This window comes from Pedobacter sp., from assembly GCF_040513095.1.
Classification (GTDB): domain Bacteria; phylum Bacteroidota; class Bacteroidia; order Sphingobacteriales; family Sphingobacteriaceae; genus Pedobacter.
On sequence record NZ_JBEVDX010000174.1, the window covers coordinates 18,751 to 43,122 of the forward strand.

The 24,372-nt window shown below is 43.2% G+C and carries 22 protein-coding genes and 1 tRNA gene; 9 read left to right on the forward strand and 14 right to left on the reverse strand.

The annotated features are described in order from the left end of the window. Positions 1 to 16: 16 nt before the first annotated feature. Complete coding sequence (locus tag ABWY16_RS19335) at positions 17 to 1,024, forward strand: ABC transporter ATP-binding protein (protein ID WP_353906309.1); 1,008 nt, start codon at positions 17 to 19, stop codon at positions 1,022 to 1,024. A gap of 36 nt (positions 1,025 to 1,060) precedes the next feature. Here the strand turns inward: ABWY16_RS19335 and ABWY16_RS19340 are convergent, their stop codons facing one another. Further along, positions 1,061 to 1,468 carry a hypothetical protein gene (locus tag ABWY16_RS19340; protein WP_353906310.1) on the reverse strand — a complete coding sequence of 136 codons (408 nt, stop codon included), beginning with the start codon at positions 1,466 to 1,468 and terminating at the stop codon, positions 1,061 to 1,063. A gap of 223 nt (positions 1,469 to 1,691) precedes the next feature. Here ABWY16_RS19340 and ABWY16_RS19345 point away from each other — a divergent pair, with 223 nt between their 5' ends. Beyond that, entirely contained in the window at positions 1,692 to 2,558 is an 867-nt protein-coding gene (locus ABWY16_RS19345) for a cupin-like domain-containing protein (protein ID WP_353906311.1), read from the forward strand. Between the two features lie 66 nt (positions 2,559 to 2,624). On the opposite strand, the gene ilvA is transcribed toward ABWY16_RS19345, so the two are convergent. From ilvA to atpD, 13 genes are all read right to left on the reverse strand, one after another. Further along, positions 2,625 to 3,878, reverse strand: coding sequence for a threonine ammonia-lyase IlvA (ilvA, locus tag ABWY16_RS19350; protein WP_353906312.1), 1,254 nt, complete (start codon positions 3,876 to 3,878; stop codon positions 2,625 to 2,627). A gap of 2 nt (positions 3,879 to 3,880) precedes the next feature. Continuing rightward, positions 3,881 to 5,389, reverse strand: a complete 1,509-nt coding sequence (locus ABWY16_RS19355; protein WP_353906313.1) for a 2-isopropylmalate synthase — start codon at positions 5,387 to 5,389, stop codon at positions 3,881 to 3,883. Positions 5,390 to 5,408: 19 nt separating this feature from the next. Continuing rightward, positions 5,409 to 6,500 (reverse strand): 3-isopropylmalate dehydrogenase, encoded by a 1,092-nt coding sequence (leuB, locus tag ABWY16_RS19360; protein WP_353906314.1) that lies wholly within the window; start codon positions 6,498 to 6,500, stop codon positions 5,409 to 5,411. A gap of 1 nt (position 6,501) precedes the next feature. After that, a complete protein-coding gene (locus tag ABWY16_RS19365; RefSeq protein WP_353906315.1) occupies positions 6,502 to 7,965 on the reverse strand; it encodes an ATP-binding cassette domain-containing protein in 1,464 nt (487 codons plus the stop codon). Beyond that, the gene (gene leuD / locus ABWY16_RS19370; protein WP_353906316.1) at positions 7,965 to 8,549 is read right to left on the reverse strand and encodes a 3-isopropylmalate dehydratase small subunit; all 585 of its coding nucleotides are present in this window, start codon (positions 8,547 to 8,549) and stop codon (positions 7,965 to 7,967) included. The genes ABWY16_RS19365 and leuD overlap by 1 nt, the downstream gene beginning before the upstream one ends. Before the next feature lie 10 nt (positions 8,550 to 8,559). After that, positions 8,560 to 9,966 carry a 3-isopropylmalate dehydratase large subunit gene (gene leuC / locus ABWY16_RS19375; RefSeq protein ID WP_353906317.1) on the reverse strand — a complete coding sequence of 469 codons (1,407 nt, stop codon included), beginning with the start codon at positions 9,964 to 9,966 and terminating at the stop codon, positions 8,560 to 8,562. 60 nt (positions 9,967 to 10,026) lie between these two features. Next, positions 10,027 to 11,508, reverse strand: coding sequence for a ketol-acid reductoisomerase (gene ilvC, locus ABWY16_RS19380; RefSeq protein ID WP_353906318.1), 1,482 nt, complete (start codon positions 11,506 to 11,508; stop codon positions 10,027 to 10,029). 97 nt (positions 11,509 to 11,605) lie between these two features. Further along, positions 11,606 to 12,226 (reverse strand): acetolactate synthase small subunit, encoded by a 621-nt coding sequence (ilvN, locus tag ABWY16_RS19385; RefSeq protein WP_353906319.1) that lies wholly within the window; start codon positions 12,224 to 12,226, stop codon positions 11,606 to 11,608. A gap of 9 nt (positions 12,227 to 12,235) precedes the next feature. After that, entirely contained in the window at positions 12,236 to 13,975 is a 1,740-nt protein-coding gene (gene ilvB / locus ABWY16_RS19390; protein WP_353906320.1) for a biosynthetic-type acetolactate synthase large subunit, read from the reverse strand. Between the two features lie 31 nt (positions 13,976 to 14,006). Next, entirely contained in the window at positions 14,007 to 15,707 is a 1,701-nt protein-coding gene (gene ilvD / locus ABWY16_RS19395) for a dihydroxy-acid dehydratase (RefSeq protein WP_353906321.1), read from the reverse strand. A 15-nt stretch (positions 15,708 to 15,722) separates the two neighbouring features. Beyond that, positions 15,723 to 16,640: a branched-chain amino acid transaminase gene (locus ABWY16_RS19400; RefSeq protein WP_353906322.1), complete on the reverse strand. Its 918-nt coding sequence runs from the start codon at positions 16,638 to 16,640 to the stop codon at positions 15,723 to 15,725. A 508-nt stretch (positions 16,641 to 17,148) separates the two neighbouring features. Then, the gene (gene atpC / locus ABWY16_RS19405; protein ID WP_353906323.1) at positions 17,149 to 17,391 is read right to left on the reverse strand and encodes an ATP synthase F1 subunit epsilon; all 243 of its coding nucleotides are present in this window, start codon (positions 17,389 to 17,391) and stop codon (positions 17,149 to 17,151) included. 20 nt (positions 17,392 to 17,411) lie between these two features. Continuing rightward, the gene (gene atpD, locus ABWY16_RS19410; RefSeq protein ID WP_353906324.1) at positions 17,412 to 18,917 is read right to left on the reverse strand and encodes a F0F1 ATP synthase subunit beta; all 1,506 of its coding nucleotides are present in this window, start codon (positions 18,915 to 18,917) and stop codon (positions 17,412 to 17,414) included. 150 nt (positions 18,918 to 19,067) lie between these two features. On the opposite strand from atpD, the gene ABWY16_RS19415 reads away from it, so the two are divergent. From ABWY16_RS19415 to ABWY16_RS19445, 7 genes are all read left to right on the forward strand, one after another. Further along, the gene (locus tag ABWY16_RS19415; protein ID WP_353906325.1) at positions 19,068 to 19,982 is read left to right on the forward strand and encodes an SDR family oxidoreductase; all 915 of its coding nucleotides are present in this window, start codon (positions 19,068 to 19,070) and stop codon (positions 19,980 to 19,982) included. A 157-nt stretch (positions 19,983 to 20,139) separates the two neighbouring features. Further along, positions 20,140 to 20,213, forward strand: a tRNA-Arg gene (locus tag ABWY16_RS19420). Between the two features lie 66 nt (positions 20,214 to 20,279). Continuing rightward, entirely contained in the window at positions 20,280 to 20,849 is a 570-nt protein-coding gene (locus tag ABWY16_RS19425) for an adenylate kinase (RefSeq protein WP_353906326.1), read from the forward strand. Positions 20,850 to 20,858: 9 nt separating this feature from the next. Beyond that, the gene (obgE, locus tag ABWY16_RS19430) at positions 20,859 to 21,881 is read left to right on the forward strand and encodes a GTPase ObgE (RefSeq protein WP_353906327.1); all 1,023 of its coding nucleotides are present in this window, start codon (positions 20,859 to 20,861) and stop codon (positions 21,879 to 21,881) included. Positions 21,882 to 22,067: 186 nt separating this feature from the next. Beyond that, entirely contained in the window at positions 22,068 to 22,208 is a 141-nt protein-coding gene (locus ABWY16_RS19435; RefSeq protein WP_353906328.1) for a hypothetical protein, read from the forward strand. A gap of 97 nt (positions 22,209 to 22,305) precedes the next feature. Further along, positions 22,306 to 23,433 (forward strand): sensor histidine kinase, encoded by a 1,128-nt coding sequence (locus ABWY16_RS19440; protein ID WP_353906329.1) that lies wholly within the window; start codon positions 22,306 to 22,308, stop codon positions 23,431 to 23,433. A 39-nt stretch (positions 23,434 to 23,472) separates the two neighbouring features. Beyond that, a complete protein-coding gene (locus ABWY16_RS19445; RefSeq protein ID WP_353906330.1) occupies positions 23,473 to 24,171 on the forward strand; it encodes a LytR/AlgR family response regulator transcription factor in 699 nt (232 codons plus the stop codon). Positions 24,172 to 24,372: the final 201 nt, after the last annotated feature.

Sequence of the window (24,372 nt, forward strand, 5' to 3'; positions counted from 1 at the left end):
AATATTTGCGGTTGAAATGTATCTTTACGATGTGGACGAAAATATTATCAGCGTAAATAACTTAAGCAAACAGTATAAAACTGAACAATTATCAGGGATCAGAAATATCAGCTTTACGATCAAACGGGGACATATCGTTGCGGTCATCGGTGAAAGCGGCAGCGGGAAATCTACTTTGTTAAAATCTATATTTGGTTTGCTGCAGGTGGATGAAGGCGAAGTGTTGTTTAACAGCAAAAGGGTTTTAGGCCCCAATGAACAGCTGATCCCCGGCCACAAGGAGATGAAAATCGTTACCCAGGATTTCTCCCTCAATATCTATGCGAAAGTATATGACAATATAGCTTCCGTTCTTTCCAATACGGATGTGAAATCCAAACAGGAAAAGACAGAAAAAATGATGCAGCACCTGCACATTGAACACCTGAGAAATAAAAAGATCACAGAGTTGAGTGGTGGCGAGCAGCAGCGGGTTGCAATAGCAAGGGCGCTTGTTACTGATACCAGTCTCTTATTACTGGATGAACCTTTCAGTCAGGTAGACGCCTTACTAAAGAATCAATTGCGGGCCGATATTAAGCGTATAGCTGCAGAAACAGGTGTTACAGTGATCATTGTATCACATGACCCGGCAGATGGCTTGTTCCTGGGCAATCAGTTGTTACTGATCAAAGACGGGCAGCTGATCCAGGAAGGTGAGCCGGCTCATGTTTATAACCATCCTTCACATATCTATACTGCTCAGTTACTAGGCAACGCAGTAGTACTTACTGCAGCTGATGCGGTAAAACTTGGAATTGCTGCAACAAAAACATCTGTTGTTTTTTATCCGGAATGGGTCGAACTGAAAAGCGGCTGGAACAGTAAGCGTTATGAAGTGAAGGATGTTTACTACAAAGGTTTTTACGAAGAACTCCTGCTCGAAAGAAACGGTGTAATCGTCAGGGCGATACAACTCAATAGGGGAGAACATAAAAAAAACGACCACGTTCAGGCGAACATTGGTCGTTTTCTTGAATTTTAATCAGTTAATAAATCCCGCACCGCTTTAAGCAGCAAACTATAGGGATGACCTGATAAGTACGATTTTAACCCTTGCTGTCTGAGTCGGGCGTACGGGGATTGTGTTTTGGGCATCAGAAGTTTGCACATCTATAGTTACAATCCCGGGCTCAACAGTATAGCTATAGGTTTGACCGTTGTAAACAAAGGGCATTTTTTCATAGGTATCACTATCGTTTCTGGATATCATTAATGATATATCATCATTCTCAAAAGTATCACGGTCAATTTCTGCAACCGGAATGCCGACAGTCAATGATCTGCCATCTGAAGAGGAAAGCCATTGATTTGGGTTGATATATTTCAGAAGGGTGATGTTTGGTAAATCATTTGCTACCAGGACTTCCTTCTTACACGAGGAGAGGCCAACAGCAGCAATAAATAATAACAGTAAGTATTTTTTCATATTGTATTTTATAAAGCAGCATCAATTATGCTGCCATTTTTCTCGTAGATTAAGTATAAACGTAATAAATGATAATTCCACTCCGGCATGTTTCGTGGGGTAAAACTTATTATACGCTTTAAATACATTGTGGACCGGCCTCAATTCACAGCAAATTTTTTGATGCTGACCGGACATTATATATTTGATAAATATTTATATCTTCAATCCATTAACGTTCAATATGGAAGTACAAAGAAAATCGAACATCAGCTATCAGGAATTTATGGAGGAACACCATAATCCTGGCATACCGGTTATATTTACGGATGCTACTAAGGTCTGGAAGGCAAATGGCCTGTTAACGCCCGACTGGTTTCGTAAAAACTACCCTGATAAACTAAGTGACGTCAATGATAAAGTTACCGGTAAACCTTATACCATGACAGAAGTAATGGATCTGGTTGAAAACAGTACTGTAGATAAACCTGCTCCTTATCCGCTGACTTTTGATATCACTCATGAGATCCCGGAGATGCTGGATCTGCTGAAGCCTATGGGACTGAATTACGCCAAACCAAACTGGCTGGAAGATAAAGCCTTTAAACGCGGAAACTGGGGTGGTATCCTGGAACTGTTTGTAGGTGGTCCCGGGGGTAAATTTCCATACGTACACAAAGATTATTATCACCTGAGTGCCTGGATTAACCAGCTTTATGGCGAAAAGCGGTTTACTGTATTCCCAAGAGGGCAGGAAGAGTTTCTGTATGCTACTGAAAAGAACCAATGGAGGTCAGAAGTGAATATTTTTGAGCCTGATTATGATAAGCATCCGAAATTCAAACATGCAACGCCGATCAGCTTTACTGTTGGCCCGGGAGAAACATTGTATATTCCTTTTGGTGTATGGCATTCTGCTTACTCGCTGACACCAACGATTTCGGTAGCTTTTGATCAGCTGAATGCAAAGAACTTTCCCGGATTTATGGAAGATGTCTGGTACTTTAAAAATCAGGAGAGCAGTAAGCCGAAGGCAATAGCTGCATATGCGTATGCACTGGCTTCCGGAACAATGTGCAAGATTAAGGACAGTCTGAGTCCCGCTAAATAATAATAAAGGCCGTAGCATTTACAAATGATACGGCCTTTATACTAAACATGTTTACCCGGGACTGTATCAGACCAGGTATTCAAACAAAGTCTGATCGTTATTCAATTCGATCATCTCAAATTTGAAGTCGCTCATTCTCTGCTTCAGGGAAGCATAATCCGAAGCTTCCTGTAATTCAATCCCTACCAGGGCAGGTCCGTTTTCACGGTTGGTTTTTTTGATAAACTCAAACCTGGTGATATCATCATTTGGCCCTAATACATTGTTGACAAATGCTTTCAGCGCTCCCGGACGCTGAGGAAAACGGACGATAAAATAGTGTTTTAACCCTTCAAAAAGTAAAGACTTTTCTTTGATCTCCTGCATCCTTTCGATATCGTTGTTTCCACCGCTGACGATACACACGACAGTTTTACCGGCAATCGTATCTCTTAGCTGATCAAGCGCAGCCACAGCAAGTGCGCCGGCAGGTTCTACCACGATAGCATCTTCATTGTACAACTTTAAAATCGTAGTACAGATTTTCCCTTCAGGAATTAATAACATCTGGTCCAGCAGTTCGCTGCAATATTCAAACGTCAGGTTTCCTACACGTTTAACTGCTGCACCATCTACAAACCTGTCTATATATTCCAGTGTTACCGGACTGCCATTCTTCAGCGCCTGGTTCATTGATGGAGCGCCCTCAGGCTCTACACCGATAAGGCTGATCTCAGGCTTAACGTGTTTGAAATAACTCCCCACGCCTGATGCCAGTCCTCCACCACCAATAGGCATGATCACCACGTCGGTTGAAGGTAAATCTTCAAAGATTTCCACACCTACGGTACCTTGTCCCTCGATGATCTTTGCATTATCAAAAGGAGGGATGAATACCATCTGATGTGTAGTGGTATAAATCAGCGCTTCTTTCATGCAGTCATCAAAAGTATCACCTACCAATACAATCTTAATGTTATCCCCGCCAAACATTTCTGTTTGTTTGATCTTCTGCCTTGGTGTAATTTCAGGCATAAAAATCACACCCTGGATATTCAGTTTTTTGCAGGAATAAGCAACACCTTGCGCGTGGTTACCTGCGCTGGCGCACACTACACCCTGTTTACGCTGATCAGGATCAAGCGTACTGATCATATTGTATGCACCCCGCAATTTATAGGAGCGTACTACCTGTAAGTCTTCTCTTTTCAGATAGATCTTTGCATTATATTTTAATGAAAGCCCCTCATTGTACTCCAGCTGAGTACGTTTTACAGTATCTGCAATACGTGCCGCAGCAGCAATAAAGTCCAGTTCTACTTCTTTTTCCAGGTTTTCCATCTTTACAAAAATTTGTTCAGGGCGTCCAGGTAAGCATCTGCCGAAGCCTTCACGATATCGGTACTAAATCCATAGCCCAGATAAGATTTGTCTTCATAGGATACCCTCATATTTACTTTGCTGACATCATCGCTGCCGCCGTGAATAGCCTGGATAGTCAGTTCTTTCAACTGGATATCTTTGCCGATTACACTTTCGATAGCCTTGATCGTTGCATTTACGGGGCCGTTGCCTTCAGCTTTTGCCTCGTGTTCCACACCTTCGTATTCCAGCCTGATGGTAGCAGTTGGATTTGCACTATCGCCACAAACCACCTGTAAAGAGTTTAATTTATACCCGTTTTTGTAGGTATCTTCTTCGCCTTCGCTCATCAGTGCAAGTAAATCGTTATCTGATATTTCTTTTTTCTGATCGGCAATTAAAAGGAACTTCTCATATACCTGGTCAAGGTTGATCTTGTCAATGACGTATCCCAACCTCTCAAGGTGGTGTTTCAAGGCATGACGGCCACTGCGGGCTGTTAGGATAATATCGGCCTGATCCAGTCCTACATCTTCAGGATTGATGATCTCATAGTTTTCCCTGTGTTTGAGGAAACCGTCCTGGTGAATACCAGAGCTGTGTGCAAAGGCATTCTGTCCTACAATCGCTTTATTCGGCTGTACCGGCATGCGCATCATGCGGCTAACCTGTGAACTGATCCTGCTGAAATGTTTGGAGTTGATATTGGTGCTCAGGTTAAGGGCATGGTGTGTTTTCAATACCATCACCACTTCTTCCAATGCAGTGTTACCTGCACGCTCACCGATACCATTGATGGTACATTCTACCTGTCTGGCACCATTGATCACCCCAGCCAGTGTATTTGCTGTAGCAAGTCCCAAATCATTGTGGCAGTGTACAGATATTATTGCCTGATCTATGTTTTTTACATTTTCCTTCAGATAAAGGATTTTTGAACCATATTGTTCCGGCAGACAGTAACCGTTGGTATCCGGAATATTTACCACTGTTGCACCCGCAGCGATTACCGCTTCGATCATCTGCGCCAGAAAGAAATTGTCGGCACGACCGGCATCTTCTGCATAAAACTCGATGTCTTCTACAAACTGTTTTGCATATTTCACTGCTTCAACTGCGCGCGCAAGGATATCCTCACGAGTGCTGTTGAACTTATATTTGATGTGCATGTCCGACGATCCGATCCCGGTATGTATCCTTGGACGTTTCGCGTACTTCAACGCCGCCACAGCTGCATCGATATCACCTTTGTTAGCTCTTGTTAAAGCGCAGATAACAGGTTCACTCACTGCTTTGGAGAGTTCAACTACGCTTTGAAAATCACCCGGACTTGAAATAGGGAATCCTGCCTCAATAACATCTACGCCCAGGGCTTCCAGCGCTTTCGCGATTTCAATCTTTTCTGGTGTAGACAACTGACAGCCCGGTACCTGCTCTCCGTCACGAAGGGTGGTATCAAATACATAAACTCTATTCGGATCGTGTAACATATATGCTCTGGTTTAAATTCTAGTTAGTGTAAGTTTTTTGTGTTATAAATTTCAAAACGAGTTTCCCCATTTCTTCAGTACCCAGTACTTTGTACGGGCTGATCGTTTCATCTGCGATATCGCCGGTCCTGAAACCTTCTTTCAGTACCTGGTCAATTGCAGAGATAATCAGTTCAGCTTCTTCTTTCAGTCCGAAGCTGATTTCCAGCATCAGCGCTACCGACAGGATAGAGGCCAGTGGGTTAGCCAGGTTTTTACCGGCAATATCATGGGCAGAACCGTGGATAGGCTCAAAGAAGCCTGTTCCGTCGCCAACAGATGCAGAGGCCAGCATACCCATTGAACCGGCAATCTGTGAAGCCTCGTCGGTCAGGATATCGCCAAACAGGTTGGCAGTTACAACTACATCAAACTGTTTCGGATCTTTGATCAGCTGCATTGCTGCATTATCTACAAACATATGTGTAGTTTCTACTTCGGGATACAGTTTAGCGATCTCCTGTACTGTTTCTCTCCACAGACGTGAGCTTTCCAGCACGTTTGCTTTATCAACAGAACACAGTTTTCTGCCACGCTGCATAGCTGCCTCGTATGCTTTGTGTGCAATTCTTTCTACTTCATATTTGTTATAGATCATCAGGTCAGAAGCCGTATGTCTGTCTTCAGAACGTTTTTTCTCACCAAAATAAACATCACCTGTCAATTCTCTGAAGAACAGGATGTCTGTTCCCTTAAGGATATGTGCTTTGATACTTGAAGCATTCAGTAATTCATCAAATAACAGGATAGGACGTAGGTTCGCATAGAGGCCAAGTTCCTTGCGGATCTTTAACAGTCCCTGTTCCGGACGCACCTTCAGTGAAGGGTCGTTGTCATACAGGGCATGACCTACAGCACCAAAAAGGATAGCATCACTTTTTCTTGCTTTCTCCAGGGTCTCGTCTGGCAAAGGGTTACCTGTAGCTTCTATAGCTGCATGGCCCATCAGTGCTTCATCGAAAGTAAATTCGTGATTGAAACTTTTGGCGATCTGCTCCAGTACTGCTTTGCCCCAGGTGGTAACTTCTGGTCCTATTCCGTCTCCGGGAATTACTAATATGTTTTTCTTCATGCTATAAAATGCTTTCTAATATAGTTTCGACGGATTTTACTTCTCCGTTTTCCAATAAAATTCTTTTCTCAATACAAGCCGGCAGCTGTGATTCAAAATGGCCCACGTATATTAATGTGGTGCCGTTGCTGCATAATTCGTCTACCAGTTTGTTAAAATATTGCGCCTGCCGCTGGTCCAGACCCTGACACGGCTCATCCAGGATCAGCAGTTCCGGGTTTTTGATAATTGTACGTGCTAAAAATGCCAGCCGTTGCTTGCCAAGAGGAAGCTGGTTCATCAGGGTATCCTGGTACTCTTTCAGTCCGAAATAAGCGATCAGTTCATCGGCTTGCGTGCGCTGGGTGTAATTAGGCTCCCGAAATAAGCCCTGACTATCAAAAAATCCGGAGATGATACTTTGTTTTACCGTAGCCGAGGGATCGAAATACCATTGTAATTCAGGTGAAATCAACCCCATGCGTTTTTTGATATCCCAGATACTCTCACCACTTCCGCGTTTATGGCCAAACAGATAGAAATCGTTGGCATAAGCCTGAGGGTGGTCGCCCGTGATTAAACTCAGCAGGGTGGATTTACCAGAGCCGTTATGCCCCTGCAACAACCACTTTTCTCCTGGGTTAATTTCCCAGTTGATATTTTTCAACACCTGTTTATCGCCATAGCTGATGTTTACATTGTTCATCTTTACGATGCTCTCAGCTAAGGAAACAGGTCCTTCACGTAAAAATTCTGGCACTGGCATGTTTGTCTCTTCCCCGAAATCGGCTGTATGTCCGGCAGTAGTTTCATATACCTGGCCATCTTTGATTTCCGCAAAGCGGTTCACAGAAGAGGGCAGTTCCTTTTCATTACTGATGAGGATGAGCTGCGTGCCTGCTGCAGTGATTTCTTCAAGTAAAGCGTTCAGGTGCTGGCGGGAAAGTTTATCCAGACCGTTATAGGGCTGATCCATGATCAGCAACTGGGGGCGGTACCAGAGGGCTTCTACCAATTGTAATTTCTTATGTTCCCCGCTGGATAACTGGATCAGCGTGGAATCGATCAGCTCGCTGAAGCCCAGTGCAGCAACAAGCCTTTCAGCATCAGGAAAGTCAAGCTGATGAGTTTTACCGTAGTTTTCAAGCTCAGCCCTTACTGTAGCCGTAGTTTCTTCTGCCTGTTTATTGTAGCGCTGCTGGTAATAAAAATTTGATTGTCCTTCCAGGTCTTTGAACTGATACCAGTTTGCAACATAATGCGCAACCGGTGCTAAGGTACTTTGGGGATCAAAATGAGTAGCTACAGCACCATCGAACTTAATCAGTCCGGCAATAGCTTTCGCCAAAGATGTTTTCCCGCTGCCGCTGCTTCCCCTCAACAGCCAGTTATCCCCGCGGTTAATGGTCCAGCTCAAATCCTGGAACACGGTTTTATGGTGATACCTGAGATGTAAACCGGTAATATGTACGACGGGCTCTGACATTATCTTTTCTGTTCGAATTCTTCTATTAAGTCTTTTTGTGCGAGGATAAAATCAATATCATCATACCCATTGATCAGGCATGACTTTTTATAGGCATTGATTTCAAAATCTGCTTCTTCGCCTGTAGCAACAATTGTTACTGTCTGGCTTTCCAGATCAACATCCAGTTGAGCATGGTGATCTTTACTTACCGCAGTAAAGATTGCGGACAGGAACTCGTCACTCACCTGGATAGGCAGCAATCCGTTGTTCAGGGCATTTCCTTTGAAGATGTCAGCAAAAAAGCTGCTGATCACTACATCAAAACCTGCATCCTGTATTGCCCATGCAGCGTGCTCGCGGCTACTTCCGCAGCCAAAGTTTTTTCCTGCTACCAGAACGCGGCCATTATATGTGGGGTCGTTCAGTACAAAATCAGGTTTAGGCGTGTTATCGCCGTTATACCGCCAGTCGCGAAACAGGTTTTCTCCAAAGCCTTCACGTGTGGTAGCTTTTAAGAACCTGGCCGGAATGATCTGGTCAGTATCAATATTCTCTATATTTAAAGGCACGATAGCCGATGATAATCTTTCGAATTTCTTCATTTCAATATGTTTAAGCCTCGGTCAAAAATTCCCTTACATCAGTAATCTTTCCGGTGATTGCAGCAGCAGCAGCTGTCAGCGGGCTCACCAGTAAAGTTCTTGCATCCGGGCCCTGACGGCCTTCAAAATTTCTGTTCGACGTAGAAACACAATATTTTCCTGCCGGTATCTTATCTTCGTTCATTCCCAGACATGCACTGCATCCCGGTTCGCGAAGCTGAAAACCTGCCTCTTCAAATATCTTGTCCAGTCCTTCATTGATGGCCTGTTGTTCCACCTGTTTTGATCCGGGAACAATCCAAACCGTTACACTTTCTGCTTTTTGTTTATGTTTCACAAATTCGGCTACTTCGCGCAGGTCCTCAATGCGTGAGTTTGTGCAGCTGCCGATGAATACATAGTCAACAGGTTTTCCGATCAGTGATGAATCATCATCAAAACCCATATAGTCCAGCGCTTTCTGATAAGATAACTGCTCTTTGTCAGGCTGTGAACTGGTGGACGGAATATTTTCTTTAATGCCCATACCCATACCCGGATTTGTTCCGTAGGTAATCATAGGGCCAATGTCTTCAGCGTCAAAACTCAACACTTTATCAAACGCTGCATCAGCGTCGCTGTACAATGTTTTCCAGTAGGCGAGGGCTTTGTCCCATTCTGCACCTGCCGGCGCAAATTCCCTGCCTTCGATATAGTCAAATGTAGTCTGGTCAGGCGCAATCAATCCGCCTCTGGCACCCATTTCGATACTCATGTTACAGATCGTCATGCGGGCTTCCATACTTAAAGCTTCAATAGCTGTACCTGCATATTCAATAAAATATCCTGTACCACCGGCCGCAGATATTTTAGAGAGGATATACAGAATAATGTCTTTAGCAGTTACACCTTTTCCCAAAGTACCGTTCACCTCAATTTTCATGGTTTTCGGCTTTTGCTGCAACAGGCATTGTGTAGCGAATACCTGTTCTACCTGTGATGTACCAATACCAAAAGCAATCGCACCGAAGGCGCCATGCGTAGAAGTATGGCTATCGCCGCAAACCATTGTTTTACCGGGTAAAGTGATACCCAGTTCCGGACCGATTACATGGACGATTCCCTGGAAAGGATGACCCAGGCCATACAGTTCGATACCGAATTCTGCACAGTTTTTGGTCAGCATATCAACCTGGTAACGTGAAAGCTCTTCCTTGATCGGCAGCAGCTGATCAATTGTTGGCACATTATGGTCGGCAGTAGCCACCGTTTGTTTCGGGCGTAAAACAGGCAGGCCTCTTTTGCGTAAACCATCAAAAGCCTGTGGCGAGGTAACCTCGTGGATCAAGTGTGTATCAATATATAGAATATCAGGAAATCCTGCTTCGCTTTTTACCACGTGTGCATCCCATATTTTTTCTACTAATGTTTTTGACATTTTCTTTATTGTTTTTTAAACCTCCCCGGTAATAAAGCCGGAGAGGTTCTTATTGTTTCTTTATACCGTTTTAATCGACTTCATTGCAGTCATTGCTTTTCTCAGCTCAGCTCCAACAGTTTCAACCTCATGCGAACGGATCACTTCATTTACCGAAATCAAAGCGCTGTTATCTACAGAACCATCTTTTCCTTCGTTGAAGTTTTTACCGATCAGGTCAGTATCCACTTTGGTCATGAAATCTGCCAGTAAAGGCTTACAGGCATGATCAAATAAATAACAGCCGTATTCAGCAGTATCAGAGATCACCCTGTTCATTTCAAATAATTTCTTACGGGCAATTGTATTTGCAATCAGCGGAGTTTCGTGCAGCGACTCATAGTAAGCAGATTCAGGTTTGATTCCTGCTTCTACCATAGTTTCGAAAGCCAGCTCAACACCAGCCCTGATGAAGGCAACCATTAACAATGCATTGTCGAAATATTCCTGCTCACCGATTTTAACATCACCAGCCGGAGTTTTTTCAAAAGCAGTTTCGCCGGTAGCAGCACGCCATGCCAGCAGGTTTTTATCACCTGCAGCCCAGTCTTCCATCATGATACGGCTGAATTCACCGCTCATGATATCATCCTGGTGTTTCTGGAACAAAGGACGCATGATTGTTTTCAGTTCTTCAGAGATTTCAAAAGCCTTGATTTTAGCAACGTTGCTTAACCTGTCCATCATGGCAGTGATACCACCATGTTTTAAAGCTTCAGTAATTACTTCAACACCATATTGAACCAGTTTTGAAGCATAACCTGCATCGATACCTTTTTCAACCATTTTATCAAAAGATAAGATAGAACCTGTTTGCAACAGACCACAAAGGATCGTTTGCTCGCCCATCAGATCTGATTTTACTTCAGCTACGAAAGATGATTTCAATACACCAGCTTTGTGTCCGCCTGTTCCCACGCAGTAAGCTTTAGCCTGTACCAAACCTTTTCCTTCAGGATCATTCTCAGGGTGTACAGCAATTAAAGTGGGAACGCCGAAGCCCCTTACATATTCTGCTCTCACTTCAGATCCCGGGCTTTTCGGAGCAACCATGATCACTGTGATGTCTTTACGTACCTGTAATCCTTCTTCCACGATGTTGAAACCGTGTGAGTATAATAATGTAGAACCTTGTTTCATAAAAGGCATCACGGCATTTACTACTGCTGTATGCTGTTTATCAGGAGTAAGGTTGATCACTAAATCAGCTTCAGGGATCAGTTCTTCATAAGTGCCAACCGGGAAGTTGTTCTCAGTAGCGTTTTTCCATGAATCTCTTTTGCCTTCAATAGCTTCTTTACGCAAAGCGTAAGCAATATTCAAACCACTGTCTCTCAGGTTTAAACCCTGGTTAAGGCCTTGTGCACCGCAGCCTACAATTACAAGTTTTTTTCCTTTTAATGCATTTACACCATCCAGAAATTCAGAACTGTCCATGAAGTCACAAACACCCAATTGGTTTAGTTTCTCTCTGAGAGGCAATGTGTTAAAATAATTTGACATCGTTTTTGTTGTTTTTTGATTTTTAAGGTTCTTTTAAATTATTATTTGCTGATCTGCTGAGCCCGTTTTTTATTGCGCAGCTCCGCAAATCGTGGGATTACATAGTAAATACGTTTTTTTCCTTGTCCAGGAATTCGTTTTCTATCACTTCCTGGCCGGGCTCCAGTCTTTCAAACTCTCTGAGCTTGCTGTTAAAGCCTTCACTGTCCTTGATAATCGCCACCCTTGCACTGCGGACAAACTCAATCAGTCCGTATGGCTGGAGTACTTCGATCAGTTTATCTGTTTCCGAACGGTGACCTGTAGTTTCGAAGATGGTGTAATTCTTACGGATCACAACAACCCTTGCACCGTTTTCGCGCAGCAGGCGTTCTACGAACACTTTTTCTGCAACTATCTCCGTAGGTACCTTGTAAAGGGCAAGCTCCTGCCAGATGATATCATCATTTGTATTGGCATATACTTTTAACACCTCTACCTGTTTCTCGATCTGTCTTGCAAGTTTGCGTACCACATCTTCAGTCTCAGTGATCATGATTGTAAAGCGGTGAATGTGCTCAATTTCTGAAGGAGAGACATTCAGGCTTTCAATATTGATTTTTCTTCTCGAAAATATAATCGCAATACGGTTCAGTATGCCGATCTGGTTTTCAGTATATACCGTAATGGTAAATTCCTGCTTGGCATTTCCTAATTCTATATCTTTTGAATCGCTCATGGTCATTAATTATTTAAGTCTGATTTCACTTACGCTGCTACCCTGCGGAACCATAGGGAAAACATTGTGTTCTTTGGCAACCATTACCTCAAGCAGGAATGAGCCGGGGGTATTGAGCATCTCTTCAAGACCCGGGATCAGGTTTTCACGTTCAGTAACTCTCTTGCCCGCAATGGAATAGGAATCAGCGAGTTTTACAAAATCAGGGCTGGTAATGTCAACAAAAGAGTAACGTTTTTCGTTGAACAGTTGTTGCCACTGACGCACCATGCCCAGGAACTGGTTGTTGAGGATCAGGATCTTCACATCTACGCCAAACTGCATGATGGTACCCAGTTCCTGTAAAGTCATCTGGAAACCGCCATCACCGATTACGGCAACTACCGTCCGTTCAGGTGCGCCAAACTTAGCTCCGATAGCAGCAGGTAAACCGAATCCCATTGTACCAAGTCCACCACTGGTTACACTCAGACGGGTAGTGTTTAATTTACCGTATCTGCAGGCCGCCATCTGGTGCTGCCCAACGTCACTAACAATCACGGCTTCTCCTTTGGTCAGGATATTCAGCTGGTTGATCACTTCGCCCATTGTCAGTTCACCTGTCTGTGGCTCCAGTTCTTTTACAATAAGTTCATCCTTCTCAATTTTATCAAAAGCTTTGAACTCTGCATGCCATGCTTCATGTGATCGCTCTGTAATCAGTTCAGTCAATAAAGGTAGAGTTTCCTTGCAGTCGCCCCAAACAGGAACATCGGCTTTCACATTTTTGTCTATTTCGGCAGGGTCTATATCCAGGTGAACAACCTTTGCCTGTTTTGCATATTTATCCAGTCTTCCGGTTACCCGGTCGTCAAAACGCATTCCAATAGCGATCAGTACATCACAGGAATTGGTTTGAACATTAGGGCCATAATTTCCGTGCATACCCAGCATACCCACATTCAATGGATGATCTGTTGGGATTGCTCCGTTGCCCAGGATTGTCCATGCGGCAGGGATACCGCTTTTCTCTACAAAAGCTTTGAACTCCTGTTCGGCGCTACCCAGTATTACACCTTGGCCGAATAAAATGAAAGGCTTTTTTGCACTGTTAATCAATGCTGCTGCGGCCTCTATGTATTCGTTTCTGACAATTGGTTTTGGTCTGTAGCTGCGGATATGGTGACAAGGAGTATATCCTTCATATTCGAACAACTGCATCTGTGCATTTTTTGTGATGTCGATTAAAACAGGACCAGGCCTGCCGCTGCGGGCAATGTAGAACGCTTTGGCTAATGCTGCAGGGATTTCACTTGCTTCCGTTACCTGGTAATTCCATTTGGTGACAGGTGCACTGATATTGATTACATCTGTTTCCTGGAAGGCATCTGTACCCAGCAGAGTCGCAAAAACCTGCCCGGTGATACAAACGATTGGCGTACTGTCAATTTGAGCGTCAGCAAGGCCAGTGATAAGGTTAGTTGCACCGGGGCCACTTGTAGCGAATACTACGCCGACTTTGCCTGATGTGCGGGCAAAGCCCTGCGCTGCGTGGGCAGCACATTGTTCATGCCTGACTAATATATGGTTTAGTTTTTCTTTGTAATCATAGATCGCATCATAGATGGGCATGATAGCGCCTCCGGGATAACCGAAAATAGTTTCCGTTCCTTCGGCAATTAGTCCTTCCAGCAAGGCAACTGAACCTGTAACCGTTGTAGTTTTCTTTGGCTGGCTCAATGTGGTTGCTTCCTCTTGTACTGTTTCCATTTTAATCGTTTTAATTTGGGCCTTTGGTTAATTAATCTGTGTAGGCGTCAGTTACACAGCCTTCACTGGCATTGCTTACCTGTTTAATATATTTATAGAGTACACCACTTTTTACTGGTGGAGGCAACTGCACCCATGCTGCTCTGCGTGCTGCAAGTTCCTCATCAGAAATGTTCAGTTGTATAGTATTGTTAACAGCATCAATAGTAATGATGTCATTATCTTTTACAAGTCCGATGTTTCCACCGTCCCATGCTTCCGGTGTGATGTGGCCTACCACAAATCCGTGGGTACCACCGGAGAAACGTCCGTCAGTGATCAGGGCTACCGATTTGCCCAAACCTGCTCCGATAATTGCCGATGTCGGTTTCAGCATTTCCGGCATTCCCGGTGCGCCTTTTGGGCCAACCTGAATGATTACTACCACATCACCGCGTTGCACTTTTCCACTTTGGATACCGGCGATCAGCTTCTGCTCTCCTTCAAATACGCGGGCAGGACCTTCAAATTTTTCACCTTCTTTACCACTGATTTTTGCAACCGCGCCTTTTTCTGCAAGGTTTCCATACAGCATCTGCAGGTGACCGGTTGGTTTTAAAGCCTGTTCTACCGGGAAGATTACTTTTTGTGTCTCAAAGTTCAGGTCTGCTGCATCTGCAACATTTTCAGCTAAGGTTTTACCGGTAACCGTCATACAGTCGCCATGAACCAATCCTACTTTTAAAAGATATTTTAAGATCGCAGGTACACCGCCAATCTCATGTACATCCTCCATCAGATACTGTCCGCTTGGTTTTAAGTCGGCCAGCACAGGAGTGTTATCGCTGATGCGCTGAAAATCTTCAAGTGTCAGGTTTAATCCTACAGATTTGGCCATCGCAATCAAGTGAAGTACTGCATTGGTAGAACCACCCAATACCATCACCGTTACAATTGCATTGTGAAATGCTTTCTCCGTCATGATATCCGAAGGAAGGATATTTCTTTCCAGCAATACCCGGATTGCTTTTCCTGCCTCCAGGCATTCCTGTTTTTTCTCATCGCTTATTGCAGGGTGAGAAGAGCTGTATGGAAGGCTCATTCCCATTGCCTCAATAGCCGAAGCCATTGTATTTGCTGTGTACATACCACCACACGCGCCTGCTCCGGGGCAGGTATGGCGGATGATGCCCTGGTAATCTTCTTCAGATAAATTACCTGCTAATTTTTCTCCAAGGGCTTCGAAGGCCGACACGATATTTAAAGATTTACCTTTGTATTTTCCTGAATGGATACTGCCACCGTACACCATGATAGATGGTCTGTTCAGGCGGCCCATTGCCATAATTGAACCCGGCATATTTTTATCACAGCCCGGGATGGTGATCAGTCCGTCGTAATACTGACCGCCGCAGATGGTTTCAATAGAATCTGCGATCACGTCTCTCGACACCAGTGAATAACGCATGCCGTCTGTGCCATTTGACATACCATCACTTACACCTATTGTACCAAAAGTTAAACCCACCATGTCGTTGCCCCAGACTCCCTCTTTCACGATTTTCGCAAGATCATTCAGGTGCATATTACAGGTGTTACCATCGTAACCCATGCTGGCGATCCCTACCTGAGCTTTCGACATATCCTCAGTAGTCAGTCCGATACCATATAACATGGCCTGGGCTCCTGGCTGAGTAGGATCTTGTGTAAAAACTTTACTGTAGCGGTTTAGTTCTGGTGTTTGTTGTGACATTGCTTTTTTTACTTGTTATATGATTACTTCGTAATTTTGTTTTTCTAATACTAATGCTTTGTAGGTTCTCTGGATCGTTGCTCCGAGTGTTTCTGTCCATACTGCGGGAAAGACTGTATCGTCAACCGATTCGATGCCGATGATCTCCGCTGCTGTTCCACAGAAGAATGCGCTGTCCGCATCTTTCAGCTCTTCAACCGTCAGGTTTTTTTCAACACATTCGATATCCAGGGTTTTGCATAATTTGATTACTGTTGCCCTGGTTATTCCCGCCAGGATGCTGCCCAGTGGGGGAGTGTACAGTTTTCCGCTTTTCTCAATGAATATATTGGCTCCCGGAGCTTCAGCGATGTTGTTGTGCATATCCAGCAGAAGCGCTTCATCATAGCCGTTGTTTTTGGCTTCTGCGGTGGCCAGGATAGAATTAACATAGTGTCCGCTGGCTTTAGCCTCAACATGTGTGGATTTTGGATTGGGGCGCTGGTAACTTGACATCCCAACTCTCACCAGCTTGTTCCCAAGGTAGGCTCCCCATTCCCAGGCACAAATCATAATAGATGATGCTGCTGAGGGGCTGAGCGACATATTCTGTCCGCAGTAAACAAGGGGGCGGATATAGGCATCTTTTAAATTATTTTTCTTTAATAACTTATAGGTCTGCCTGATCAGGTCATCCTTGTCATAGGGGAAAGGGATATGCATGAGTTCGGCGGAGCGCTGCAGGCGGTCAAAGTGTTCCTTTGCTTTAAAAATCCTGGTGCCGTTATGGGTATTGTAGGCTCTTATTCCTTCAAATACGGCATAACCATAATGCAGGGACTGACCATACAAATCTGTTTTGGTCTCAGCTGATTTGATAAACTGTCCGTTCAGGTAAAGGACTGTGTTTGAATCGTAGTATTGCATGTGGTTCCAGGTATGTATTATGTTCATTAAAAAAGCGCCTCTTTTGGGGGGCGCTTTCAGATATTTTTATTAAAAATTCATTTACAGCGCCTTATTGTCCTGAAGAATCAGGAGAGTAGTCAGGTTGACAATGACATTAAGGTTTGTTGTAAATGAGGTGTTCATTTCGTTGTTTTTATATAAAACCAATTTACTTCATGCATTACAAACTGTCAATAGCAGATTGAAAATAAATGAAAAAAAATATTGGTTCGTTTAATGTTTAAACATAAGAATAATATTCCGGTTTCCCTATTTTATGCGATACTATAAATTGAGACATCTATACCAAATATGGTTTCGGTATTCGGTATGGGTATTATGCTTGCATTGTAAACTGTCAAAATTCTTCCTAAAATGCCTGAAAGGCCGCGGGAAGTTGAATTTTTTATACCTGTTCAGCCCTTCGGTAAAAGCTAACATACTTTTGAATCTGGTATAAAAAAAGAGGGTATCTTTTGAATACCCTCTTTTATAAAAGATTTATACTTAGATATTAGGCAACACCTTCAGCTAAAACAATGATCTTATTTTTTAAGACTTCTACAACTCCGCCTTTGATCACAATGATCTCTTCGTCGCTTTTAGTTTTAATAATTACCGGACCATCTTCCAAAGTTGAAATGATTGGTGCATGGTCTCTCAGTATCTGGAAAGATCCCATTGTACCAGGTACAGTAACTGCTGTTACTTCGCCTTCAAAGATTTTTTTATCTGGTGTTAATATTTCTAATGTCATATATTAAATGTATACGCTGGTTAAGCGTTTGCTTCAGCTAATAGTTTTTTACCTTTTTCAACTGCATCTTCAATGCTACCTACCAGGTTAAATGCAGCTTCAGGATACTCATCAACTTCACCGTCCATGATCATGTTAAACGCCCTGATGGTTTCTTTGATATCAACAAGTACTCCTTTTAAGCCTGTGAACTGTTCAGCTACGTGGAAAGGCTGAGATAAGAAACGCTGAACACGGCGTGCGCGGTGAACAACCAGTTTATCTTCTTCAGATAACTCATCCATACCTAAGATGGCGATGATATCCTGAAGTTCCTTGTAACGTTGCAGTAATTCTTTTACACGCTGAGCAGTGTTGTAGTGCTCATCGCCTAAAATAGCAGGAGAAAGGATACGTGATGTAGAGTTTAATGGATCTACAGCTGGGTAGATACCAAGCTCAGCAATTTTACGTGACAATAATGTAGTTGCATCCAAGTGGGCAAATGTAGTAGCCGGAGCCGGGTCAGTCTCATCATCCGCAGGTACATATACAGCTTGTACAGATGTAATTGAACCACGTTTGGTTGAGGTAATACGTTCCTGCATTAATCCCATTTCAGTTGCCAGTGTTGGCTGGTAACCTACTGCTGATGGCATACGGCCTAACAGTGCCGATACTTCTGAACCTGCCTGGGTGAAACGGAAGATGTTATCAACGAAGAAAAGGATATCTTTTCCTGCGCCTTCACCATCACCATCACGAAAATATTCAGCAACTGTTAATCCTGATAAAGCTACACGTGCACGTGCCCCAGGAGGCTCGTTCATTTGTCCGAATACCAGTGTTGCTTTAGATTCTTTTAATTTTTCAGTGTCAACTTTGCTCAGGTCCCATCCGCCTTTTTCCATCGAATGCAGGAATTCCTCGCCATAGTTGATTACACCAGATTCGATAAACTCACGTAAAAGGTCATTTCCTTCACGTGTACGTTCTCCAACTCCGGCGAATACTGATAAACCGTCATATGCCTTCGCAATGTTGTTTACCAATTCCATGATCAATACAGTCTTACCAACACCTGCACCACCAAATAAACCAATTTTACCACCTTTTACATAAGGCTCTAATAAATCGATTACCTTGATACCTGTGTAAAGTACTTCTGATTCAGTTGAAAGTTCATCGAAACGCGGAGGTGCATTGTGGATTGATTTACCAACAGTTTTGTCAACTGCATTGATACCATCAATTGCTTCACCTATAACATTGAATAAACGACCTTTGATCTGATCTCCAATCGGCATTTTGATAGGAGAACCTGTGCTTAATACAGACATCCCGCGAACCAAACCGTCAGTCGAGTCCATTGCAATGGTACGTACACGGTCTTCACCAAGATGTTGTTGAACTTCTAAAACGATCTTCTGACCGTTTTCTTTTTCAATCTCTAATGCAGAGAAGATTTGAGGTAAATGAGCATCGTCAGCAAAACTCACGTCTACTACCGGTCCTATAATCTGCGCTATTTTTCCAATGTTAGGCATATATTGTTTTTGGTAAAATTATAAATATCAAATTGTTAAAGGGATGTTTAAAGCCCTCAATTCGGTTTGCAAAGCTAAGATTTTCCAATATATTTCTTATATATAAATAAAAAGTTTTTCCACAGTTTTTTTATTGATAGTTTAGCAGCTATGAAAACCGTATTAGTTACCGGCAGCAATGGGCTTCTGGGGCAGAAAATAACCGCCGCTGTGCTTGCTGGCAGGCAATTTAATCTGATAGCCACATCAAAGGGGATGAACCGTTTCGGGGCCACAAAGGGGTATCAATATGAAACAATGGATATCCTCGATCCTGTAAATGTAAGGGCAGTAGTAGAAAAACACCTGCCTGATACTATCATTCATACTGCCGCTTTGACAAATGTGGATAAATGTCACGATCAAAAAGAGCTGGCATATCAGCTGAATGTAGAAGCTGTGGAGACACTGGCAGGTATATGTGAGGAATTCGGGATTCAGCTGATCCATTTATCCACCGATTTTGTTTTTGACGGTGCGGCAGGCCCCTATGATGAAGAGGGTATTCCAAATCCCCTGAGTTATTACGGGGAGACCAAGCTCAGGGCTGAAGAAGTAGTCAGAAACAGTAAATGCAGTTGGGCGATTGTGCGCACTATCATTGTATATGGCATTGTCAGTGAGAAAAGCAGAAGCAATATTGTACTCTGGGCCAAGGAAGCCCTGGAAAAGGGCGAGCCAATCAATGTCGTAAACGACCAGTGGCGCATGCCTACCCTGGCAGAAGATCTTGCAGAAGGCTGTCTGCTGATCGCCGAAAAAGATGCAGCAGGTGTTTTTAATATTTCAGGGGATGAAATGATGAGCATCTCTGAACTCGTGGCTAAGGTTGCAGATTTTTGGAAACTGGACCGGTCGCTGATCAGGGAGATCAGTTCGGCATCTTTGAATCAGGCAGCAAAACGGCCCGTAAAAACCGGCTTTATATTAGATAGGGCAATAGCTGTTCTGGGATATGCACCACATAGTTTCGAGCAGGGGCTCACATTACTGGATCATCAGCTGAAAGAAAGAGAAATTTTATAAAAATATCCGCGCCCTGATCTTCCTGATTTTAATGCGGTTAAGAAGGTTGTTGAAGGTTAAATAGTGGGTATTTGTATTGGATTGCAAGTTTATTTTCAAAAAAAGTTTTGAAATCCGAATACAAATACTACTTTTGCAATCCCGTAACGAACGGAATGCATTTGTAGCTCAATTGGATAGAGCATCTCACTACGGATGAGAAGGTTTGGGGTTCGAATCCCTACAAGTGCACAATCAACTGAGAAAAGCCTTGCTGCCTGTGGCGGGAAGGCTTTTAAAATTTTAAAGACAACCCAAATGCTTAATTTTGTTCTCTTTGGCCCACCGGGTGCAGGTAAAGGCACCCAATCAGAAAAATTGATCGAACGTTATCAATTGAACCACATCTCTACAGGTGACATTTTCAGAGCACACATCAGCAATCAGACCCCGCTTGGTAAACAGGTAAGTGCACTGATCGCAGACGGACAGCTTGTCCCTGATGCAATCACCATTGCCATGCTGGAAGACGAAGTGGATAAAAATCCGGGTGCTAAAGGCTTTATTTTTGACGGATTCCCCAGAACAGTTGCACAGGCTGCAGCACTGGATGAATTCCTGGAAAGTAAAGGAAGTTCGATCACAGCGGTTATTGCGCTGGATGTTGATCAGGATGAACTGACAAAAAGAATTGCCGAGCGCCAGAAATTGACCAACAGGGTTGATGACCAGGCTGACAAATTACAGAAGCGTATAGAAGAGTATTTCAGCAAGACAATTCATGTTTTGCCATATTACGAAGCACAGCATAAATTGAGTAAAGTTAATGGCATCGGTAAAATCGATGATATCTTTGCTGAGTTATGCGGGGTAGTCGATCAATATTAAAAAAGAGTTATGTCACAGGGTTCAAATTTTGTAGATTACGTTAAAATATGCTGCCGTTCCGGTAAAGGAGGCGCAGGATCTTCACATTTGCACCGTGATAAAATGACATCAACCGGCGGTCCCGATGGGGGAGACGGGGGAAGGGGAGGACACGTTATCCTGAAGGGTAATGCACAATTCTGGACACTGCTTCACCTGAAATACCGCAAACATATTCTTGCCTCTGATGGTGGCCCAGGTTCAAGTTCTACCAGTACAGGTAAGTCTGGTAAGGACGAATTTTTAGAAGTACCCCTTGGTACTATCGCTAAAGATGCTGAAACCGGCGAAGTACTTTTCGAAATCACTGAAGACGGACAGACAGAAATTCTTACACCCGGCGGAAGAGGTGGTTTGGGAAACTGGCATTTTAAAACTTCTACACTTCAAACTCCACGTTTCGCGCAACCAGGAGAATCCGGCATTGAGCAGTGGATTGTTCTTGAGTTAAAAGTACTTGCAGACGTTGGTCTGGTAGGGTTCCCCAATGCAGGAAAATCGACACTATTATCGGTTGTATCTGCAGCAAAACCTGAAATTGCCGATTATCCTTTTACTACACTTGTACCTAATCTGGGAATTGTTTCTTACCGCGGCAGTCAGTCCTTCGTTATGGCTGATATTCCCGGAATCATTGAAGGGGCGTCTAAAGGGAAAGGACTGGGATATCGCTTCCTGAGACATATCGAACGGAATTCAGTGCTGTTATTTATGGTTCCTGCGGATACCGCAAGGACGATCAAAGCAGAATACGAGATCCTCAAAACAGAATTGCTTGAATACAATCCTGAACTGATGCAGAAGCCTCATCTGCTGGCGATCACGAAATCTGACATGCTGGACGATGAACTGACCGCAGAAATGGAACGGGACCTGCCTGCAAATGTTCCTGCAATTTTTATTTCTTCAGTGGCGCAGAAAGGTATCACAGAATTAAAGGATATGATCTGGAAAGCTATTAATGCTGAAGAGCCCTCTCTTATTTCAAAATAAAATTTCTAAATTTTGTTAAATAATTTGTGAATAATCTTAATTTCTATTAAATTAGGTTTAACAATCAGCGCCTTACCCTCCCGGAAAGACTGATTTACAAATTTATTCATCCAAAAAGTTCAATTTTCCAGGTCATATTCTATAACAGGCACGGGATTTGTATTTTTTTTACTTATTCAGAAAACTATGGACAAGAGATCATTTAATTTGCTTTTTACACTTGTTGCAGCCTCAATGGTTGTTATCGGTACTTACAAACTGGCTAAAAAGAAGAGCCACACACCTGCTTCTCATGTTTCTGCCGCCACGGCAAAGACAAATAAGTAAGGGAAGGTCAAATCCGGTATTTGCCTGCTTATCTATATAAATCAACTATTCACCGGTAAACTCTGGTTGTTATCAGGGAATAAGAGTTAATTTGTATATGTTACGTCCCAAGGCATTTTCTGTTTTCTTACACATTGCCGGATGGCTGTTATTTCTGATCCTGCCCCTGTTATTTATGGAGAGCGGACAAGAAGGGAACTGGCCGGGTATTCTTTATTCATTGCCCTTTCTTCGTTTCTGCGTTTGTTATATTTCGCTGTTTTATATCAATATCTATTTTCTTATTCCTGACTACTTTATCCGGAAGAAGTATATTGCGTACTTTTCTTTTGCTATTCTGCTTTTTATCGGGGTTTTTTACCTGAGGCCATTTGATAAGCTGATGAACAGCAGGAATCGTAATTTCCGCAGGATGGAAATGGATGGCAGGATACAACGTGATTTTAATATGCCGCCTCCTCCGCCAGGGGAGTTTAACGGGCGGAACTTCGGTCCGGGGCCACATATGAATGAAGGGCCGCGGCGAATGGGCAGGCGCATTGATATCAACAGTTTGTTGATTTTTATACTTGTCATGGCATTTGGAATGGCCATACGATCGGTCGAACAGTGGCAGATTACCGAAAAAAGAGCCATTCTTGCAGAGGCAGACAAGGCAGTAGCAGAGCTGTCCTTTCTAAAGGCACAGATCAACCCGCATTTCCTGTACAATACTTTAAATAATATTTATACCCTTTCCGTTATTGGCAGTGAGAAAACCTCTGAGAGTATCATGAAGTTATCGAATATTATGCGTTATGTGACTGATGAGGCAGAAGCGGATTTTGTGCCGCTATCGAGCGAACTGAGCTGTATAAGCAATTTTATTGATTTACAGAAACTGCGCCTCGGTAAAATGGTGACCCTCAATTACAGTGTGGAAGGGGATCCTGCGGCCTACCAGATATGCCCCCTGGTGCTGATGACTTTCATTGAAAATGTGTTTAAGTACGGGCTTAGTAACCATGTACCGGCGCTGATCGTGATTAGTATCCGTATGGAAAAAGATAGGATCATCTTCCATAGTCAAAATACAATTTTTGATCATAACAAACATCCGGAACGCTCGGGCATAGGGATAGCAAATACAAGAAAAAGGCTCGGACACCTGTATCCGGATAAATATTCCCTCGACATCACTGAGGCAGATCAGTTGTTTACGGTAGATCTGGTGCTCCGTTCATAATCATAATTTATCTATATTTAGGCGAACAGAACTCACGATATGCCTTTAAAATGTGTTGCAATAGATGATGAACCTCTCGCTGTAGAACTGATCAGTACCTACATTTCACGTTTTCCCGATCTGGTACTTTTACAGACATTTGAAGATGCTGTTTCCGGCGCAGAGTATATGAACAGGAATGAGGTCGACCTGCTTTTCCTGGATATCAATATGCCAGATATTTCTGGTATTGATCTGGCAAGGGCCCTGGATAAAAAGCCAATGATCATTTTTACTACTGCCTATAAACAGTTTGCTTATGAGGGATTTGAACTGCAGGCGATTGATTACCTGTTAAAACCTATAGATTTTGAAAGATTTACAAAAGCAGTGAACAAGGCTGTAGATTATTACCGCTATAGGAACAATTCCCAGCCTTTATCTGACGATGCCTGTATTTATGTCCATTCAGAATACCGGATGGTAAAAATTGTATTAAAAAATATCGAATACCTGGAGAGTATGGAGGATTACGTAAAAATTCATCTCGAAGGTGTTTCTCCTGTACTTACGCTGATGCCACTGAAACGTATCCTGGAGAAGCTTCCTGCGGCTGAGTTTAAACGGATCCACCGCAGTTTCATAGTGCCCGTTAAAAAAGTGCAGTCTGTGCAGAACAGGAAGATCAGGTTAACTTCAGTTGAACTTCCGGTTAGCGGCAGTTACGCCGATGAAGTTAAATCCTGGCTGAAAAGTTAGTTTGGAAGAGGGTTTTTGTAGAAATTGACGCTTCTTTGCAGAAATGCAGCCGCTGCGCTATTGTTTTGAGCGTAAACAATAATAAATTATGGTATTTCACGTTAACTTTTTGACATTTCGCTTATAAAGTAAGTTCCGTCTTATGCAAAGTTGTTAAAAAGTGTTAATATTGTGTAGTGAATGATTGGAATTGCCATCTTC

What these genes read in the sequence shown, in the direction of transcription:
- ABWY16_RS19335 (WP_353906309.1), top strand. Translation starts at nt 17, where the DNA reads ATGTATCTTTACGATGTGGACGAAAATATTATCAGCGTAAATAACTTA.
- ABWY16_RS19340 (WP_353906310.1), bottom strand. Translation starts at nt 1,468, where the DNA reads ATGAAAAAATACTTACTGTTATTATTTATTGCTGCTGTTGGCCTCTCC.
- ABWY16_RS19345 (WP_353906311.1), top strand. Translation starts at nt 1,692, where the DNA reads ATGGAAGTACAAAGAAAATCGAACATCAGCTATCAGGAATTTATGGAG.
- ilvA (WP_353906312.1), bottom strand. Translation starts at nt 3,878, where the DNA reads ATGGAAAACCTGGAAAAAGAAGTAGAACTGGACTTTATTGCTGCTGCG.
- ABWY16_RS19355 (WP_353906313.1), bottom strand. Translation starts at nt 5,389, where the DNA reads ATGTTACACGATCCGAATAGAGTTTATGTATTTGATACCACCCTTCGT.
- leuB (WP_353906314.1), bottom strand. Translation starts at nt 6,500, where the DNA reads ATGAAGAAAAACATATTAGTAATTCCCGGAGACGGAATAGGACCAGAA.
- ABWY16_RS19365 (WP_353906315.1), bottom strand. Translation starts at nt 7,965, where the DNA reads ATGTCAGAGCCCGTCGTACATATTACCGGTTTACATCTCAGGTATCAC.
- leuD (WP_353906316.1), bottom strand. Translation starts at nt 8,549, where the DNA reads ATGAAGAAATTCGAAAGATTATCATCGGCTATCGTGCCTTTAAATATA.
- leuC (WP_353906317.1), bottom strand. Translation starts at nt 9,966, where the DNA reads ATGTCAAAAACATTAGTAGAAAAAATATGGGATGCACACGTGGTAAAA.
- ilvC (WP_353906318.1), bottom strand. Translation starts at nt 11,508, where the DNA reads ATGTCAAATTATTTTAACACATTGCCTCTCAGAGAGAAACTAAACCAA.
- ilvN (WP_353906319.1), bottom strand. Translation starts at nt 12,226, where the DNA reads ATGAGCGATTCAAAAGATATAGAATTAGGAAATGCCAAGCAGGAATTT.
- ilvB (WP_353906320.1), bottom strand. Translation starts at nt 13,975, where the DNA reads ATGGAAACAGTACAAGAGGAAGCAACCACATTGAGCCAGCCAAAGAAA.
- ilvD (WP_353906321.1), bottom strand. Translation starts at nt 15,707, where the DNA reads ATGTCACAACAAACACCAGAACTAAACCGCTACAGTAAAGTTTTTACA.
- ABWY16_RS19400 (WP_353906322.1), bottom strand. Translation starts at nt 16,640, where the DNA reads ATGAACATAATACATACCTGGAACCACATGCAATACTACGATTCAAAC.
- atpC (WP_353906323.1), bottom strand. Translation starts at nt 17,391, where the DNA reads ATGACATTAGAAATATTAACACCAGATAAAAAAATCTTTGAAGGCGAA.
- atpD (WP_353906324.1), bottom strand. Translation starts at nt 18,917, where the DNA reads ATGCCTAACATTGGAAAAATAGCGCAGATTATAGGACCGGTAGTAGAC.
- ABWY16_RS19415 (WP_353906325.1), top strand. Translation starts at nt 19,068, where the DNA reads ATGAAAACCGTATTAGTTACCGGCAGCAATGGGCTTCTGGGGCAGAAA.
- ABWY16_RS19425 (WP_353906326.1), top strand. Translation starts at nt 20,280, where the DNA reads ATGCTTAATTTTGTTCTCTTTGGCCCACCGGGTGCAGGTAAAGGCACC.
- obgE (WP_353906327.1), top strand. Translation starts at nt 20,859, where the DNA reads ATGTCACAGGGTTCAAATTTTGTAGATTACGTTAAAATATGCTGCCGT.
- ABWY16_RS19435 (WP_353906328.1), top strand. Translation starts at nt 22,068, where the DNA reads ATGGACAAGAGATCATTTAATTTGCTTTTTACACTTGTTGCAGCCTCA.
- ABWY16_RS19440 (WP_353906329.1), top strand. Translation starts at nt 22,306, where the DNA reads ATGTTACGTCCCAAGGCATTTTCTGTTTTCTTACACATTGCCGGATGG.
- ABWY16_RS19445 (WP_353906330.1), top strand. Translation starts at nt 23,473, where the DNA reads ATGCCTTTAAAATGTGTTGCAATAGATGATGAACCTCTCGCTGTAGAA.